This is a genomic window from Peribacillus sp. NPDC094092, from assembly GCF_050279365.1.
GTDB lineage: Bacteria > Bacillota > Bacilli > Bacillales > DSM-1321 > Peribacillus.
Genome location: NZ_JBNNUC010000001.1, coordinates 687,952 through 704,885 on the forward strand (window position 1 = coordinate 687,952; position 16,934 = coordinate 704,885).

General features: G+C 37.0%; 13 protein-coding genes and 2 pseudogenes. 3 read left to right on the forward strand and 12 right to left on the reverse strand.

The window, feature by feature from the left end; translation table 11 throughout:
- Positions 1 to 150: 150 nt before the first annotated feature.
- The 5 genes from arcC to ACQKNS_RS03260 all read right to left on the reverse strand — a co-directional run bounded on the left by arcC (position 151) and on the right by ACQKNS_RS03260 (position 6,430).
- A complete protein-coding gene (gene arcC, locus ACQKNS_RS03240) occupies positions 151 to 1,131 on the reverse strand; it encodes a carbamate kinase (protein ID WP_427641163.1) in 981 nt (326 codons plus the stop codon).
- Positions 1,132 to 1,135: 4 nt separating this feature from the next.
- Positions 1,136 to 2,326, reverse strand: a complete 1,191-nt coding sequence (locus tag ACQKNS_RS03245; RefSeq protein ID WP_427641164.1) for a tetratricopeptide repeat protein — start codon at positions 2,324 to 2,326, stop codon at positions 1,136 to 1,138.
- A gap of 249 nt (positions 2,327 to 2,575) precedes the next feature.
- The gene (locus tag ACQKNS_RS03250; protein ID WP_427641165.1) at positions 2,576 to 4,003 is read right to left on the reverse strand and encodes a DUF1116 domain-containing protein; all 1,428 of its coding nucleotides are present in this window, start codon (positions 4,001 to 4,003) and stop codon (positions 2,576 to 2,578) included.
- Positions 4,004 to 4,005: 2 nt separating this feature from the next.
- Positions 4,006 to 5,550, reverse strand: coding sequence for an acyl-CoA synthetase FdrA (gene fdrA / locus ACQKNS_RS03255; protein WP_427641166.1), 1,545 nt, complete (start codon positions 5,548 to 5,550; stop codon positions 4,006 to 4,008).
- Complete coding sequence (locus tag ACQKNS_RS03260; RefSeq protein WP_427641168.1) at positions 5,528 to 6,430, reverse strand: DUF2877 domain-containing protein; 903 nt, start codon at positions 6,428 to 6,430, stop codon at positions 5,528 to 5,530. Before ACQKNS_RS03260 ends, fdrA begins: the two co-directional genes overlap by 23 nt.
- 455 nt (positions 6,431 to 6,885) lie before the next feature.
- On the opposite strand from ACQKNS_RS03260, the gene ACQKNS_RS03265 reads away from it, so the two are divergent.
- On the forward strand, positions 6,886 to 8,583 hold the full coding sequence (locus tag ACQKNS_RS03265) for a PucR family transcriptional regulator ligand-binding domain-containing protein (protein WP_427641169.1): 1,698 nt from the start codon (positions 6,886 to 6,888) through the stop codon (positions 8,581 to 8,583).
- A 285-nt stretch (positions 8,584 to 8,868) separates the two neighbouring features.
- Here ACQKNS_RS03265 and ACQKNS_RS03270 read toward each other — a convergent pair.
- From ACQKNS_RS03270 to ACQKNS_RS03285, 4 genes and pseudogenes are all read right to left on the reverse strand, one after another.
- Positions 8,869 to 8,964, reverse strand: a pseudogene (locus ACQKNS_RS03270) (DUF4822 domain-containing protein); the annotation flags it as partial.
- 514 nt (positions 8,965 to 9,478) lie between these two features.
- Positions 9,479 to 10,015, reverse strand: coding sequence for a GerAB/ArcD/ProY family transporter (locus ACQKNS_RS03275; RefSeq protein ID WP_427641170.1), 537 nt, complete (start codon positions 10,013 to 10,015; stop codon positions 9,479 to 9,481).
- Positions 10,016 to 10,115: 100 nt separating this feature from the next.
- Entirely contained in the window at positions 10,116 to 10,463 is a 348-nt protein-coding gene (locus ACQKNS_RS03280; protein ID WP_427641171.1) for a VOC family protein, read from the reverse strand.
- Positions 10,464 to 10,609: 146 nt separating this feature from the next.
- Positions 10,610 to 10,999, reverse strand: a complete 390-nt coding sequence (locus tag ACQKNS_RS03285; RefSeq protein ID WP_427641172.1) for a VOC family protein — start codon at positions 10,997 to 10,999, stop codon at positions 10,610 to 10,612.
- Positions 11,000 to 11,299: 300 nt separating this feature from the next.
- Here ACQKNS_RS03285 and ACQKNS_RS03290 point away from each other — a divergent pair.
- Positions 11,300 to 12,004 (forward strand): annotated as a pseudogene (locus ACQKNS_RS03290) (5-oxoproline transporter, DUF979 family subunit); the annotation flags it as partial.
- 11 nt (positions 12,005 to 12,015) lie between these two features.
- Positions 12,016 to 12,663: a pyroglutamyl-peptidase I gene (gene pcp, locus ACQKNS_RS03295; RefSeq protein ID WP_427641173.1), complete on the forward strand. Its 648-nt coding sequence runs from the start codon at positions 12,016 to 12,018 to the stop codon at positions 12,661 to 12,663.
- Positions 12,664 to 13,009: 346 nt separating this feature from the next.
- Here pcp and ACQKNS_RS03300 read toward each other — a convergent pair whose 3' ends face one another.
- From ACQKNS_RS03300 to ACQKNS_RS03310, 3 genes are all read right to left on the reverse strand, one after another.
- The gene (locus ACQKNS_RS03300) at positions 13,010 to 13,738 is read right to left on the reverse strand and encodes an MOSC domain-containing protein (RefSeq protein ID WP_427641174.1); all 729 of its coding nucleotides are present in this window, start codon (positions 13,736 to 13,738) and stop codon (positions 13,010 to 13,012) included.
- A gap of 359 nt (positions 13,739 to 14,097) precedes the next feature.
- Complete coding sequence (locus tag ACQKNS_RS03305) at positions 14,098 to 14,979, reverse strand: fumarylacetoacetate hydrolase family protein (protein ID WP_427641175.1); 882 nt, start codon at positions 14,977 to 14,979, stop codon at positions 14,098 to 14,100.
- A gap of 92 nt (positions 14,980 to 15,071) precedes the next feature.
- Entirely contained in the window at positions 15,072 to 16,448 is a 1,377-nt protein-coding gene (locus ACQKNS_RS03310; protein ID WP_427641177.1) for an MFS transporter, read from the reverse strand.
- Between the last annotated feature and the right edge of the window lie 486 nt (positions 16,449 to 16,934).

Sequence of the window (16,934 nt, forward strand, 5' to 3'; positions counted from 1 at the left end):
CAAAATCCGATGCTATCAATATAGCACCGGTTATAATTTTATATATATGACAAAAGATTTTTTTACCTTATGGACACGCTCCCATAAATAGTCACACTCATCACAATCCCCAGCCTTGATTATTTTTTAAACGCGCCTTCATTTTCTATATTACATGTTTACGGTGGTGCAGGTACTATCAATCCTAGTAATATGGGTTCCTGCTTTTTCTTTGATGGCATCCTTCAAGCTTTCTGGGTTTGTTATAATAACTCTAGCACCATTATTTTCTATAAATTTAAGGCTTGCCTCAATTTTTGGCAGCATACTTCCAGGAGAGAATTGGCTTTCAAGGACATATTGTTTTGTTTCCTCAACGGTAATTTTCTCAAGTGCCTGCTGATTAGGCTTACCAAAGTTGATGAAAACTTTTGAAACACCAGTCGTAATGATCAATGTCTCTGCATTTATTTGTTCAGCTAGTAGACAAGTAGCAAAATCCTTATCAATAACTGCGTCTATACCTGCGTATGTGTTATCTCCAGTTTTAATTACCGGTATTCCGCCGCCACCCACAGCGATAACTACATAGCCAACTTCAATCAATGATTTAATGGCTTCTTTTTCAACAATATCAATTGGTTTAGGTGAAGGAACAACTCTTCGATATCCTCTTTGAGAGTCTTCAACGAAAATCCAATCTGGGTGTTCATTTTTCATTTCTTCAGCTTGCTCTTTTGTAAAGAAAGACCCCACAGGTTTTGTCGGATTCTTAAAATTTGGATCATCAATGCTGACCTCTACCTGTGTAATTAAGGTAGCCACTTTTTTGTTAATGCCCCTTTTCGCAAATTCATTCATTAAAGCCTGATGGATTTGATATCCAATACCGCCTTGTGTATCAGCTACACAATTTACAAGCGGCACTGGCGCCATTCCCGCTACTTCATCCGCAATTTCAGATCTTCTAAGTTCAAACCCTACCTGTGGTCCGTTTCCATGAGTAATGGCAACGTTGTAGCCCTCTTGAACCATATCTGCAATATTTACTGCAGTTTCGCACACAGATTCATATTGATCCTGAATCGTGTCACGTCCATTATCTCTTACCAATGAGTTTCCTCCGATAGCAACTATGACTAGTTTCTCCACTATCTTATTCCCCCACCTTATATTTGTTTGCGTTTTTTTTAAGTAATGTAAGAGATTGATTTTTATGCAATTGATATAAAGGATTGGTCGGGTCATTTACGATTGCATTCTCAATTGCTTTAATCGCTTCCTCATGTTTGCCTAGTGACCTTAAGCTGTTTGATTTATGAAATGAAAAATCGTATCGATGGGGCTGAAGCTTTATAAGCTTATCCATTTCAATAACAGCTTCTTCATGCCTGCCAAGTTCTCTCAGGTAATTTGATTTATGGTATCGGTAGAACGTCTCTCTATGATCCAACTCACAAGCCTTTTCATATTCAGCAAGAGCTTCTTCAGGCTTCTTCATCAGCCTTAAGCAATTAGCAGTGTAGAAATAAAAGTCAAGGTCATTCGGATTAAGTGCCAATGCCTTTTTGTATTCTCCAAGTGCATCTTCATACCTTTTTAATTCCTGCAAACATAATCCTTTAATGAAATAAAAATCAAGATTATTATTATCGATTGCAAGGCCTTGATTGATCACGGTAATTGCCTGTTCATAGTGATCTCCTTTATAAAGTGCTTTTGCTATTTTGGTATGTTCATTGTACTCTTGATATTCTTTGTTTAGGATTTTTAAAACCTTTTGCTGATTTAATTCTTTAGCATGCTGAACGGATGACTTACCAACTCGATCAGCCAAATGAACATCTGCACCAGCTTCAACAAGTATTTCTGTGATGATAGAGTATAATCTTCCTCCATTCCCCAAAATAACTGCCTCGAGAAGGGCTGACCACCCTAAATTGTTAACATGATTTACAGGAACCCCAGCATTTAAACAAATTTGGACAGTTTTTAAGTATCCTTTTTCGCTAGATGGTAATAATACTGTGCCGCCAAATCGATTGACTATATTTATGTCCGCACCAAACCTTAGCATCATGTTTATTATTTCATAAAACCCGTTTGCTCCAGAGCAAATAAATGGAGTTAATTGAGTAATATCCCTCGTGTTTACGTCACTACCAGCTTCAAGCAACAATTTTACTGTTGCAATTTGATTTTTTTGTGTCGCTGCCATTAAAGCCGTACGTCCATCCTTATCTTTATAATCTACGCTGGCGCCATTAGTTAATAGCTGTTCAATTTCTTCAATATCTCCTCTTTCACTCGCATAAATTAGTTTCATATTTAAGGATTGATCATCCATAATGGTACTCTCCTTTACACGATGTCATTTTTCCGAAAAAATTCTTAGCCCACTTATCCTGCGAAGAAACAATTTTCACAGAAATATACCCTTCAATTTCGGGTTTACTTTTCTTTTATTTTAGGAAGATTTTTCTTCATTTGGTTTATTTCGGTTAATCCCAAAAAATGAGTAATAATGTAAATTAGGGATTTTTTTATGCTCGTCCTGACCGTACCAGGAACAGCTATATGGTTCATTTGGATCACTTTACTGAATGATTTCGCTAAGCGCAAGAAGTGCTTTTTCAAATGCTTCAACTGGAGGATGAGTAATACCCGCACCAATCATTCCAATTCCAGCTTCTTTATGTGCAATCGCCGTATTGATAATTGGCATAGTCCCTGTTTGAATTACTTTTCGAACATCAATTCCTGTTGGGATCCCCATGAAATCAAGCAAGGGAATCGTTACATTTGGATTCTCTGCTGTTGTGATTTCTTTCATTTTAGTGGAGTAGCTGATTGCTTCGTCTATAGTTCCTCCTACAAGTGCAATAATTGCCGGAGCTGTTGCCATTGCAAAACCGCCAATCCCATATGTCTCAGTAATCGCACTATCTCCAATATCAAGTCCAGAATCTTCTGGTTTGTAACCTGCAAACATGGGTCCCACTACTTTTTGTGCTGGCCCAGTAAACCATGTGTTCCCACCTATGCCGCTTATACGGATGCCAAATTCTACTCCATTACGGGCCATAGTTGTCACAATCGTACTGTTTTTAATACCGTGTGCAGCATCAAGTGCACATTTTGCAAGAGCCATCCAAGTTGGACCAGAGAAATAGTCACTGCTAGCTACAAATTCAAATACCTTTTTCTTCTGCTCTGTGGTGAAAACTGTTTGTAAAATATACGGAGTTATTGCTTGAATTAAAAGAGTTGTCCCCGCGACGTTCCTATTATGACACTCATCTCCCATATGAAGAGCTTGTGCGAGCATTAAACGTAAATCAATTCCATTTGGATTAAGCTTCATTGCATCTCTTAACATAGGACCTAATACATCGCGCATCCAAATCAATCGATCAATAACGCTTTGATCATTTGCACCCATCCTTAAGATTTTTGAAAGCTGCTCACTTAAATTTGTATATGCAATGTTTCCATATGTCTTGTTCTCTACAATGTGCATGAACATTGAAGCCGAAGTGACCCCTGCCATTGAACCTACACAGTTGTGCTCATGACATGGTGCGAAAGTAATTTCTCCAGATGCAGCAAGTTCGGCTGCTTCCCCCAAGTCCTTAGCTAACCCTTCAAATACGAGCGCCCCTGTAACCGCTCCCTTCATTGGACCATTCATTTTTTCCCAAGTGATAGGCGGTCCCGCGTGAAGGATCGTTTTTTTTGTCATACCTGGAACAACGTTAATTGCTTGATCAAAGCCAATTAATACAGGTTGTGATTGAATGATTCTTTCTACCGCTTCCTTGTTTGCCACTTCTATTTTTTCTGCCATTACAGGATCTTCTAATTTATCTAGCGCAGCAATTATTTCCGATTTTCCCCCGCCAGGAGGAAACCACTCTAAATGAGTTACATTTGCATTTTGCTTTAACAAATCATCTTTAAAAGACTCAATTCCTACGTTAATGACATTAAGTTTACTATTAAAAAGTTCATTGATTTTACTCATGACTATTCCCCTTTCACTACAAACTCTCTAGCCAAAAGACCAGCATTTTGACTGCTGCTGGCATGTGTAACACCTGCAGCTAATAATTTATTCACTTGATCCTCAATATCTTGGCTATCTAATTCTGTTCCAAGGACATATCCGATAATTTCTAAATGCCTTCCTTCTTCTTCAGCCAATTGCTTAGCTTCAATGATGGCAGGAAGCATTGCACCTACCGGATCCTCATGAGCTCCATATCCTAAAACAAAATCCATTACGATGACACCAACGGACGGATCCTTTGCCTCTTTTATAAATCTAGCAATCCGGGTAGACGGATCAATCATTGGGTGTGGTTTACCTTGTGTAAATTCATCATCACCGAAATCAATAAATGTATGCTCTTGGCTGACATTTATATCTTTTAAGCGATATTCAGGATCTCTTTGAATATTGCTGTAAATTTTTTCGAATTTATCCAATGCTGCATGCATTGCTTCATCACAAAGTGTACCGCCGCTAAATAATCCGCGAATATATTTTTGTTCAGGCTTTAATTTTGTACGGACTTCTTCAATTAACGGAATGTTTAATGCACGTTTATTTAACTTGCTTTCATCTGCACCAGCTAATAGCACTGCTTTTAGAGCCGCCTCTTTTGACATTTTTGCAAAATGGCCGCCAGCTTCTAATACTTTTTCTTCATCCCCACCAACAAACCAAACAACAACAAGTTTTTTACATTGTTTTATTTGAGCAAGCACTTTCTCTTCGACAGTCGATGCCGGTGGTTTGGAAACTAGCACGATAACCTTTGTAGCTTCATCTTCCTCGAGTGCCATGATGCCATCTTGCATCATGATTCCGCCAACTTCTTCACTAAGATCTCTGCCGCCTATTCCGATCAGCTGCGAAATTCCACCTCCGAATTCATGAATGCGGACACTGACTTCTTGGCTTCCAGTTCCTGATGCTCCAACGATGCCGATGTTACCTTTTCTCACTGCATTGGCAAAGCATAACGCAACATTGCCAATAATGGCTGTTCCACAATCAGGACCCATCATTAACAAGCCTTTTTCATGAGCCAATTTCTTTAATTCAATTTCATCTTCAATGCTTACATTGTCGCTAAATAGCATGACATGGAGATTATTTTCTAGAGCTTTTCTCGCTTCTCTAGGTGCATAGGCTCCATTTACTGCAATGACCGCTAGATTTGATTCCGGAATATTCTTTGCAGCGGAAGGAATCGTTGAATAGATAACCTCACCCTTCCCTTTTGAAGAATTCTTTTTCGTAAATAAATCTTCAATATTTGCGAAAGCGTTTTCACCCGCTTCATCAGTTGTCGTTTTCACAACGATAATCAAATCACTTGTTTTTGCCTCTTCCACTTCCGAGGTCATTAAACCAACGTTTCTCATTACTTCTTTATTCATTTCAGTCCCCATTGCGATAATGGCCTGCTCTACACCTTCAACTTGATTCGCTTTTGTTGATAGAGACATTAACGAAACGGAATCGAAATATGTGTTTGGCTTAATCAAAGTCTTTATTCGCATAATTTACCTCCCAATTTAAATTGGCTTCCAATCCTGAGACAATTCCTAGAGCTAAATCTGTCCCTGATGAGGAGCCGATTTTTAATACTTCATTTAGAGAAAAAAGTAAATCCTCTTCTTTTCTATTTAACAAAGACTCTACTAAATAAATGATAGACTCTCTTACTTTTCCAATGGATGCTTTTTTCAAGGCCATATAGCTTATATCATTCGTTAAGGTTTTCGCCATTTTTACCACGTCTTCACAAAATGATTGATGTGAAAAGCAAGGACTATTTCTGATATTCAAAATAGTAAATAATCCAACAAGAAAATCATCACCAGATGGAGTTAACCCTGGTCCAAGACCTATTAGTGAAACTGCATGTTGTATTGGATTGGACATTTCTTTATTATTCAGCTCATTTAAAAGCAAGTTCGTTCGTTCAGTAAGAATTTTAAATATTTCATCTTCATATGGGCCTTTGGAAATTTCATTTCTTTTAATTCCTCCGCCCTTGCCAAATATGTCTATGTAATGCTTCATTTTCGCTAAATTTATTTTTAAATTGTCCGTCTCTCTAGGATATAACGGTAATACACAATCCCAAATTTCAGCTTTATCAATGGTTATAACTATTTTGTCTTTAACCAATAAAATTCTATTTTCAACATGCACGATATCATTTACTTTTATATCCATTCTTTCAAAACTAATCACATCTATAATAAGTGTATTGGGTCCATTATCCATTTCCCTGCATGCAATGGTATATAATTCACCACTCTCTAAACATTGAATATTGAATGTCCTTTTAAATGTACTATGAACATAGCCACTTAGCTTTGAATGTTTAATTCGCTGAATGAAATGATAATCGCCGGATATTGCAAATTCCACAAGAGTCACCCCTAATGCTTAAAAGGATCTGAACAAGACTTGATTTGGATACAGAAATAAAATATCCCCTTTTTTTATGTGAATAATAAAAATTCAACGCCTAATTTCCACTATCAAAATATCTTTTTCTGAAAATATTTCATTAGATTGATTTATTGCATGAATTTCACACAATAATAATGGGTATAGGAAAGTATTTTTTGTATAATAAGAATTAAATTGTAACCAATCTAATTCTTTCTTAAAGTTATGAAGAACTTATTATCACCACACTTCCAATGGTTACTCATACAAACAAAATTTTCCACTTTCTATAGAAATAACAATCCTTCCATGTTCATTTTAGTTATAATGCATAAAAGGGTCATCGTTTAATCAAACTAAAAAGCTATCATATCATTTGTGCATCTTATACGAATAATTGTGTTTAAATTATGACTAGGAGTGAGAAAGGATTGCTAACAGTTAAAGACTTATTGGAGATAAAGGCCATCGATGGTCTAAAGATCGTAGCTGGAGAAAATGGCCTAAACAATGAAATTTCCATCGTAAATATTATTGAAAATCCTGATGCCTTTGACTGGCTTTCTCCAAATGAACTACTGCTATCAACAGGTTATATATATAAAGATAATGAAGAACTCCAAAACAGAATTATCCAGGAGATTTCAGAAATTAACTGTGCTGGGCTTGTCATTAAAATGAAACGATACTTTGATAAACTTCCGCAAAATATGATTGATCAAGCAAACAAATATGGTTTGCCACTGTTAGAGCTGCCATTTAGTTACACACTATCAAAAGTAATATCAATAATTAATGAAAAAGCATCAGGAAGATACGATTTATTAAATAGAAAAACCCTAGACATGCATAATCTATTTTTTAGAATTACACTTGAAGGCGGAGGAATTGAAAGAATATCTTCCATGTTATCTGGAACAATTAATAATCCAATCATTATCGTTGATAAGGATTGGAAATTATTACACTACACAGAACATATGGAAAACAAGTTCCCTCTTGAATACTGCCTTGATTTAATAAAAAACAGGACTGTTTTTAAGAGGGAGTTCATTGAATCCATTCCTCAAACTTTAAGTGAAATGAAGAGGTCAATCAAAAGGATCCATCATTTAGATGGAATAGAAATAAAAAGCAGAATCCTGCCTATTGTCGTATCTAAAGATATTTATGGTTATATAGTGGTATGGCAAACTGTCCGTGAACTGAATGAATTTGATTACATTATTTTAGAGCAGGCTTCCACTATAATGGCACTGGAAATGATCAAAGCGAAGGAAATTGAAGAAGTTAAATTGAGAATCAAAAATGACTTCTTTGATGATCTGATTTCTGGAAAAATCACATCAGATGATACCCTTCAAACTCTTTGTGATTTGCATGGATTAAATCCAAATTATATGTATTACAGTATAGTCATTCATATCGAACCAAAAGAAGTTAATAAAAATGAAGACATGATCGTTGGGAAATATAGAATGGACAACACAGCAAAAAAATGTGAGGATATCATTTATGACTCTTCGTATAAGGCTAATGGAGAATTCACGTGCTTTCATAGAAATAATCGAATTATTATTTTGATTGGAAAAAATGAGGATAGGCCGTCGCTTTCTATAGGTGAAGCAAAGCTATTTGCAAACGAATTACATGATTCACTTGTTAGAAATGTTAAAGAAACATCTTTTTTAATTGGTATAGGTAAACAGTACAAAACAATAAAGTCACTGCACAAAAGTTTTACAGAGGCTAATGAAGTAATTCGATTGATGCAGCAGGTTAATGAAAAAAATGAAGTCTCTCATTTTGAGGATTATTCTGTTTACCACCTTTTGAATTCAAATATTAAGGATGCTGCATTGGAAGATTTCTTTGAAAAATGCCTTGGGAATATCTATGATCATGATAAAATACATGGCACAGGTTATATGACCACGTTAGAAAATTATTTTATTAATAATCTAAATTTAACAGAAACCTCCAAAGCAATGTTTATTCATCGAAACACTCTTATCTATAGAATTGAGAGAATTAAGGAAATATTAAACACTGACTTGAAACATTCGGAAGAACTGCTCCGTATTCAAATAGCCTTAAAGATCTTTAGAATCTTAAAGAAGGATGTCTGACAAACCAACCAAAAAATATTAATCCCGTGTACATATAAAGAGAATGGATCTTTCTTATGTTAAGAATACCCATTCTCTTCAACAGCTCACATTAAATCATGTTAATTTGCACTTTAATGAATAAGTTTAAGTAAAAACCCTCACTATCTTCTGAACTAATCCAATCATTTCACTAGATTTCTCACTTTTAATGTCGCAAAAGAAGTTCTCGTTGTTTCATTCCTTGTTTATGAAAATCAGAAAGGGAATGGAGAAATCCATTCCCTTCTTGACGACAAGTCAATCTTACTTAAAACTAAATTTCGGTTTAAAATCACCTTTATAAGATTCATGTTCAACGAATATAGTTATGTCCTTGCCATCTTTGTCTTTACCAGTTCTTTAGCAGCTCTCCACGATAGAAATCTATTTGGAAAAGGATTTTGAAAAAGAACGCCATGCGATTTATTTGTGAAAATCCGATGTGTTTGGGGAGTATATATAATAGAATAAACTCGTCTTATTCAGAGCAGATTTACTAATTTTCGGACGCTAATTGACATAAAAGGTCTATTCTAAAATGATTACTCAAAATACAGACACTCAATCATGGCGTCTGTATTTTCGGGTTTTGTTTACTTATTGGGGTGAATATCCTTATAGGATTATAAAATCTCAGGTTCTTTACTTGATTAAATTCAACGTTTCTTTGATGATACTTCCTTTTTTCTGATCTTTCCACTGACTTTTCATTCTAACATGTACATCTGGGTCACTCGGTATCGTTTAAAGAGATAGTTAAAACGACTTGTCGGACATGGAAAGGAAAGTTTCTTTAAGACCAGAGAACAAGGATATTAGAAATTAGTCAAAATTCTGATGAAAAATAAATAGGGATTTTCTGGAACTTGATATATTAAATAAGCGTTTCCCCCCCACTGGCAGCCCACAAAGGGATAACCATGTTGACAATGATAATGATGAACCACCAAGAAACGACTATGTATTCAAAACGTTGAATGAAAGGCCATTCAATAATACTGGTCATCGTAAGAGTTGGCCAAATTGTAATTGCCAGCTCATGCTTTAAATAAAAGACAATCGAAACTAAATAAAGTAATGACTTCAATAACGTAGTGGCAAGTGCTCCTCCATGAGCATACTTTTTAGATGTTTCGGCATTTTGGATGAATGGATAATACATCAGCAGCATTTCAAAACCAATCATGGATAATGAAGTACTTTTAGTTCCTTTCAATATTTCCAATAAAGTGTAATCAAGCGGAACGAGATTTGAAAATCCATAAAACGGTACAAATAATAGCCAGTATGAAACAACCATTGTACAAAAGGCGATACCCGTAACGGTTTCGAAACATAATAGATCAGGATCAGGAAACCAATGAAAAAGCCCAAGAAGGAACCTCTTTAAACATCCAAAGATGTATGACATTAATAAATCCGGTAATGATGGTCATTCCAAGAATGAAACAGTAAAAAATGAATAAAAGGCTAAAAAACCACCAGCTCAGTGGCAAATGAATGACAACTCGTTATTTCTCCCAAAGCTCGATCAGTCGACCGTCAGGATCTTTAATCCAAATAAACTTTCCAAATTCACTAATCTCTTTTTTCTTTGCAAGAGGTACACCCATCTTTTCAAGATGTTGAATAGTTTCGTTCAGATTATGTACTTGAAAATTTAACATCACTTGTTGTTCTGTTGGAAAATAAGGGTCACTCTCGGTAAAGAAAGAAAAGATCGTCTCATTTCCTAATTGGGGTTTTATCACAGTCCCATTCCAATTTTCTATTTCAATCTTCAACACTTCACTGTACCATTTTTTTATAACTTCAAGATTCTTAGTTCTCCAAAATATTCCTCCGAAACCTTTTATCATCGTACCTAACTCCTGTCTGTCATCAAATTTTAAGCTATCCGATTATATTAGATATTCGAGATTTAAATTTAAGTTCCTTTTTCAACTATACTGCCCGACCCTTCATTAGAAAAGAGCCAGTAAAGGAAGCCCTTAAAGTTGCGTACTTATAGATTTTGTTGATTAACATTCAGTTCAATCAAATTACCATCAGGATCGGCACAGAAAATTTGTGCGAATCCGCTTTTTCCGTATGGTTTTTCAAGGATTTCAACTGCATTCTGTTTCAACCATTTAAGAGTGTCATAGTAGTTCTCGACTCTAAGGGCAAAGTGACCTTCCCTGCTGGATAATCTTTTATCCTTACGAATCGTCTGTGAAGAGGGATCGACTATCAAGTGAAGTTGTTGTCCCTCTATTTCATACCAGGCACCTGGAAAATCAAAATTAGGACGCTGTATTTCTTTTAAACATAAACTTTTGCCATAAAATTCTTTTGCTCTTTCCAAATCTGTCACGGTAAGACTTACATGATGGAGACATTTATATGTAATCAAAACATTCACTTCTTTCATTTCAACTAATTTATTTTTTACGTTAGTCGTTTTGTGACTAAGTTTCCCTCTCTCACCGCATCTAAAGCTTGATCGGTTAATTTAAACAATTCGGCAAATAGAATCAATAATCCTTCTTCAACTAAACTGCGCTCGATAGATGTAAAAAGAAAAAGCTACTTTTAGTCAGCTTAGATCTTCGCACCTGTTAGCCATCCATAAAGCGCAAAAATCAGCGCTTTACTTGCAAACGGCGGGTTAAAGTAAAGTGAGCATGTTGAAGAAAGCATTATTGTAAGGGAAGAAGATAGAAGGAAGCGGCTTGGCGGTCGTCTTTTCCTACCCGCCATCTTGATTCCCATTCTAACCCTAGCTGGTTCTAAGCTGCTAGACGATGTTAAAATTGGGGGAAAGGCTTAGCTGGATCCATCTAATGTAACGATGGTTGCTTTAGGTCTGGCGTGTTTGACTGCCATTATTTTTGCGATGGTGATGAAACGCGGAACACCTACAGGAGCTGTGAAAGAATCACGTCGTCTGCTAGAATCTATTGGTTGGGCAGTATTTCTGCCACAGCTACTTGCAACATTGGGAACCATTTACACAAACTCAGGGGTTGGTACAGTCGTTTCCAAAGCTGTGACAGCAATCATTCCCGAAGGTTCGTTATTTTGGGTTGTGGTCATTTTCTGTCTCGGCATGGCTATATTCACTATGATCACGGGAAATGCCTTTGCTGCCTTCCCAGTTATGGCTGCATGTATCGCCATTCCTTTTCTGATTAACCAATTTGACGCTAATCCAAATCATATAGCTGCCATTTCTATGTTTGCGGGTTATTGTGGAACTTTAATGACACCAAAGGCTGCCAACTTTAATATTGTGCCGGCAGCCTTGCTGGACCTGAAAGATAAAAACCATGTCATAAAAGTTCAAGTTCCAACAGCTTTGGCAGTATTGGCTTTCAATATCGTATTTATGTACTTACTTGTTTCATTAGGAGTATAGGAGGGATTTTCATGAAGCAAAAAGTGTTATTAACCGGGTTTGAGCCCTTTGGCGGAGAAAGAGTTAACCCTTCTTGGGAAGCAGTAAAACAGTTACACGGAGAAGTAATTGATGATGTGACTCTAGTTGCTGAACAAATCCCAACGGTATTCGGGAAATCCATTGCATTAATGGAGCACCTTATCCAGCAGCATAATCCTGATATCGTTATCTGTGTAGGACAAGCCGGGGGACGGCTTCACATCACACCTGAACGGGTGGCAATCAATATGGATGATGCGAGAATCCCAGACAATCATGGAAAACAGCCTATTGATGAGCCAATTGCAGACAAAGGACCAGTAGCCTATTGGTCTACAATCCCCGTCAAAAGAATTGTCGAAAACATGAAGGAAAGCAACATTCCTGCATCGGTATCCCATACCGCAGGAACATTTGTATGCAACCATATATTCTATGGTTTAATGGACTATATCGCCCGAAACTCATCATGCATCCGGGGTGGATTTATCCATATTCCTTTCATTCCGGAGCAAACCATCAATAAAGAAGCGCCTAGCTTAAGCCTTGAGTCAATTGTTAAGGGCATAAAAATAGCTGCTGTCACATCTGCTAAATATGAATCGGATATTCATACGGTCGGCGGGACGACCCATTAATTGTACCTTTTTTTAAACTTGACCGATTTACAGATTTGGTTTTAATTCATGATTGGCCACATGTTTATGATGAAAGTGTCCTTTTCGCTTGCTTGGGACACTTTCATCATATCAAGAGGTCTTTTTTGTGCACAAATCTCAATTTCGTTCATTACAACCAGTTAAACCCTATATTCAAGAGAAATACTCCTATTTAGGTAATCTGGATACTTAAAGGGGAGCATTTCTTACGTATAAAAGGCCTTACTTTACCGGATAAAAAAGGAATTTATATTGATAGCCTTTAGCCGTTTGAACAAGAGAGTTAGCCTGTTTTTTTAGTTCATATTGTTCTTTTTAACAAAATTCAATCAAGAAGCTGAACTTCATCATCCACATGAATGTTACCTGTATTTATCACAGAAGCATAAACGCCAAAATTATTATTTCTTTCTTTTATAAGAGTTTTATGCAAACTCGCTTCTCGTTCTGCATTATCAGGATTAACAGTAATAATCATACACCTTTTACAATGTCCTACTAATTGAATTTCTACTTTACTTCCTATTTTTATTCGTCTGCCAATCCATTCTTCTTCTATAAATGGTATTTTTTCTTTTAATGAAATAAATAAATTAGGGCGAAAACGTCGAAAATCGACCTCATCATTCCCCCAGATTTCTTTCAAATTTTCTAATGAAGCATCTGTTGCAAGTAGAATGTGTTCTACTGCAATTGGTCCAATAGGCACATGTGAAGGAGTATATTCAATAGTAGAAATTTTTCGTTTCGATTTGTTTTCCATTTCTTCTATTAATACCCCATCTTCCCAATCATAGAACTTACCTTCAGGTGTCATCACTTCGACTTTAGGATATTCCTCCATCAATTCATCTCCTACAAATCTTGCTTTATATCGCACCATTTCAGGGAATTGGGTTATAGTTAAGAAATCACCTTTTTTAGTTTCATCTGTATAAGCATGGCTACGGTCTCCATATAAACCATAGTCCATTATTTTGGATTTCTGTACAAATTCACCACCTAAAGATTTTATAGGGTGACGAATAATTTCCTTGATATGACCAATTAACATTTTATTCACTCCTATGAAAATATTTTACCCCATAAATATACAAGGGAATTTTTCAACACTTGCCCCGCCACCGTTTGTCAAATAAGGACTTTCTCTTTTGTTCCTGAATATTATCTGTACTATTTGGTTTTTCCTCATCTATGTCTATTCTAAATGAACTATTAATTTTCTCGCCCAAAAAGAAAGCTGCAGGCAGATTAGTTTGAAAACCCATTTATATACATTTAGTTTATAGAAAAAGTTTTAAATAGTGTAATATATTCAACTATGAACGCAAAAACCCTCAAGAATTATTAATCCCGAGGGTCTTTGCTTTCACATGCAAACGCCGAAGACTTTCAAATCCCGTGTTCTCTCTCTTATTTTAAGACATTTTTTAATTCGCCCAACGATTCAATTGCAACGACCATTTCGTCCCCGGATTTTAACCAATCCCTCTCCCCTTCAGGATAGCCCAAGATTACACCCTCGGGAGTTCTTGTATAAATAAGATCACCCGGCTTTAGTGTTATATATTGGGAAATGTAACTAATCAAGAAGGCACAGCTAAAAATCATGTCCCGAGTATGAGCCTTTTGACGTACTCCGCCATTCACCCGGCATTCAATGGCAAGGTTATTCGGATCCACTTCCTCAGCTGTCACAATATATGGACCGACCGGTGCAAAACCATCCGGTGTTTTTCCCAATAACCACTGACCAGATTTAAATTGCAAATCACGGGCTGAAACATCATTTCCAACACTGTAGCCAAAAACATAAGATAAAGCATCTTCTTCTGAGACATTTTTAGCCGTTTTCCCCATTATTGCGACAAGTTCTGCTTCATAATCCATATTTTTTGCTTCTTCCGGGATTGAAATAGTCTCCAAATGGGCTGATAGGGCATTGTTAAATTTACTAAATAAAACAGGAGACTTCGGAGTATCCATATTTGACTCTTTTGCATGGTCTATATAGTTTAAACCTACACAGATAATCTTTTCGGGATTGCTTACAGCAGGTGCGTATGTAAGTGTACCCTCAGACACAAATAATTCGTTTCGATTGCCTTCAAGAGCAAGGTGAACTAAGCTGTTGATTTTTTCCAGTCCCTCTTCACCCTCGAGAAGCAATTCCTGAAGTGATACGAATGTAGATTTTTCTAGCTTATCTGCCGCATCTTTGACATCTAAAATACCATGCGAGGTTTTTACACCTAATCGGAGCTCGTCCTCTTTTAGAAATTGAAGTTTTTTCAAAGCTATCTCTCCTTAAATTCATAAAAAACTAACTGTTTTTATCTAATAACATGTTGAGGTCTTCCACAGCTAGATCTTTTTGGGCAGACCATTTAATTAGCAGTTTTTTCCGATGCGAAGCTGTCTTGTTCTATTTCCTTGGATTTGTTGAGGGAACTGGCTTCCGTTAAACTCATATTCTTTGTTTCCGGGGCCATGAATAAAGAGACTAAAAATCCAATGAAAAGTACCGCCCCACAAATATACAACGTAGTTGACAACCCATAGCTCGCCATAATGGCCGGAGAGAAAAACGTACCAATGGAAGAGGCAACCCGGGCCACTCCTGTGGTAAAGCCCCCTGCCGTTCCCCGTATATGGGTTGGGAAAAGCTCATTCGGATAGATCCAGCAATGGGCTCCCATCCCGGTATTAAACGTTCCATAGATTACAAAGAGAGCTAGGGTGAAAATAAAGGGCATATTCATTCCAGATGTTGCTCCCAGTACGAATAAAGAGATGGAACATACGAAAAATGCCCAAATGAGTGTAGGTCTTCTTCCATATCTTTCAACAAGAAAAAGGGCAGGAAGCAAGCCGATAAGATAGATGATATTAATGACCGCAGCTCCCAGGTATTCCCTCGTTCCATTAGCAAAACCAAATTGTGCAAGGATCTCAGGAATATAGGTATTTATTCCATAGAGGGGGAGGACTTGAAGCGAATAGAAAGCTGTCACGAAAATGACCATTTTCCCATAGCCATTTCGAAATATATCGAGATAGGTGGTTTTCTCCTTAGTCTCTGGTTCGGCCGACATGATGACATGTTCCCCGAATATTTTCTGCACAATGGCGTTTGCTTCCTTTTCCCTTCCTTTACTGGCCAGCCAACGAGGGGATTCTGGCATATTTAAGCGTGAAATTAGCATGATGATTACTGGGACCGCACTGCTTGCAAGCATCCATCTCCAGCCATCATCACCGATGGACAACATAAGATAACCGACCACAAAGGAACTCGCGTAACCGACATACCAGAGTCCATTAAGCCCTCCAAGTAAGGCACCACGATTTTTTGCCGGTGAAAATTCCGTCATCAAGGCTCCTGCAATGGGATAATCTGCCCCTACCGCAACCCCTAAAATAAATCGTAAAATGACCAACTGCATGGGATCATTGACATAAAACTGAAGGATTGACACAATGGCCATGACAAGCATATCGATGAGAAACATCTTTTTCCGGCCAATAAGGTCCGTAAGATAGCCTCCTAATATTCCACCAAATAACATACCCGCAAGAGTTGCCGCTCCAATCAGACCTATCATGGTTACAGACATATCAAGTTGAGTCTGCATGACAGAAAGTGCTACCGCTACAATTCCGATAATATACCCATCGAGGAAAGTACTCCCACTGGCATATGCAAACATTTTATAATGAAATCGACTTAAAGGCATTTCTTCCATTGTGCGGACCTTACACATAAATTCCCTCCTGTGACTTATTAAAATGGCTGTAATTTAATAAGTCTTGATATAGTTTTTAAATGAGTTTAAGTGAGTCGCTCTACAAATTCATCGTGACTGATGAAAAAATACAGTCGTGAACTTCTTTCTTTGACATTGAAGGGGCGAGGTTCCTAGTAAGCTATTAATATTTTGTGCTATGCGAACTGGGAACACATAAGCCGATCCTATGTACGGATAAGTTTGGAGCTACGGCGATAACATCGAAAAATCTCTAAGGCATGTCTAAAGCGTTTACATTTTTCCGAACCTGAGGTCCGTTTCATTAGTTTAAAAAGCAGCTTAACGTGGAACATCAATAATCGTATCAAGAGCTTCTCCAATCACACGCAAAATGTCTACTGCTATTTTGCGTGTGATTGGAGAAGGAGTTGCCAGGACTGCATAGTGTGCTTGCAACTCCTTCTCTACTCCATTTTGGGTATGGTATACTATGACAGACTA

Excerpts from the sequence above, each read along its gene's own strand:
- pcp (WP_427641173.1), top strand. The coding sequence starts at position 12,016 with ATGAAGCAAAAAGTGTTATTAACCGGGTTTGAGCCCTTTGGCGGAGAA.
- ACQKNS_RS03250 (WP_427641165.1), bottom strand. The coding sequence starts at position 4,003 with ATGAGTAAAATCAATGAACTTTTTAATAGTAAACTTAATGTCATTAAC.
- ACQKNS_RS03310 (WP_427641177.1), bottom strand. The coding sequence starts at position 16,448 with ATGTGTAAGGTCCGCACAATGGAAGAAATGCCTTTAAGTCGATTTCAT.
- ACQKNS_RS03280 (WP_427641171.1), bottom strand. The coding sequence starts at position 10,463 with ATGATAAAAGGTTTCGGAGGAATATTTTGGAGAACTAAGAATCTTGAA.
- ACQKNS_RS03300 (WP_427641174.1), bottom strand. The coding sequence starts at position 13,738 with ATGTTAATTGGTCATATCAAGGAAATTATTCGTCACCCTATAAAATCT.
- fdrA (WP_427641166.1), bottom strand. The coding sequence starts at position 5,550 with ATGCGAATAAAGACTTTGATTAAGCCAAACACATATTTCGATTCCGTT.
- ACQKNS_RS03275 (WP_427641170.1), bottom strand. The coding sequence starts at position 10,015 with ATGTCATACATCTTTGGATGTTTAAAGAGGTTCCTTCTTGGGCTTTTT.
- ACQKNS_RS03245 (WP_427641164.1), bottom strand. The coding sequence starts at position 2,326 with ATGGATGATCAATCCTTAAATATGAAACTAATTTATGCGAGTGAAAGA.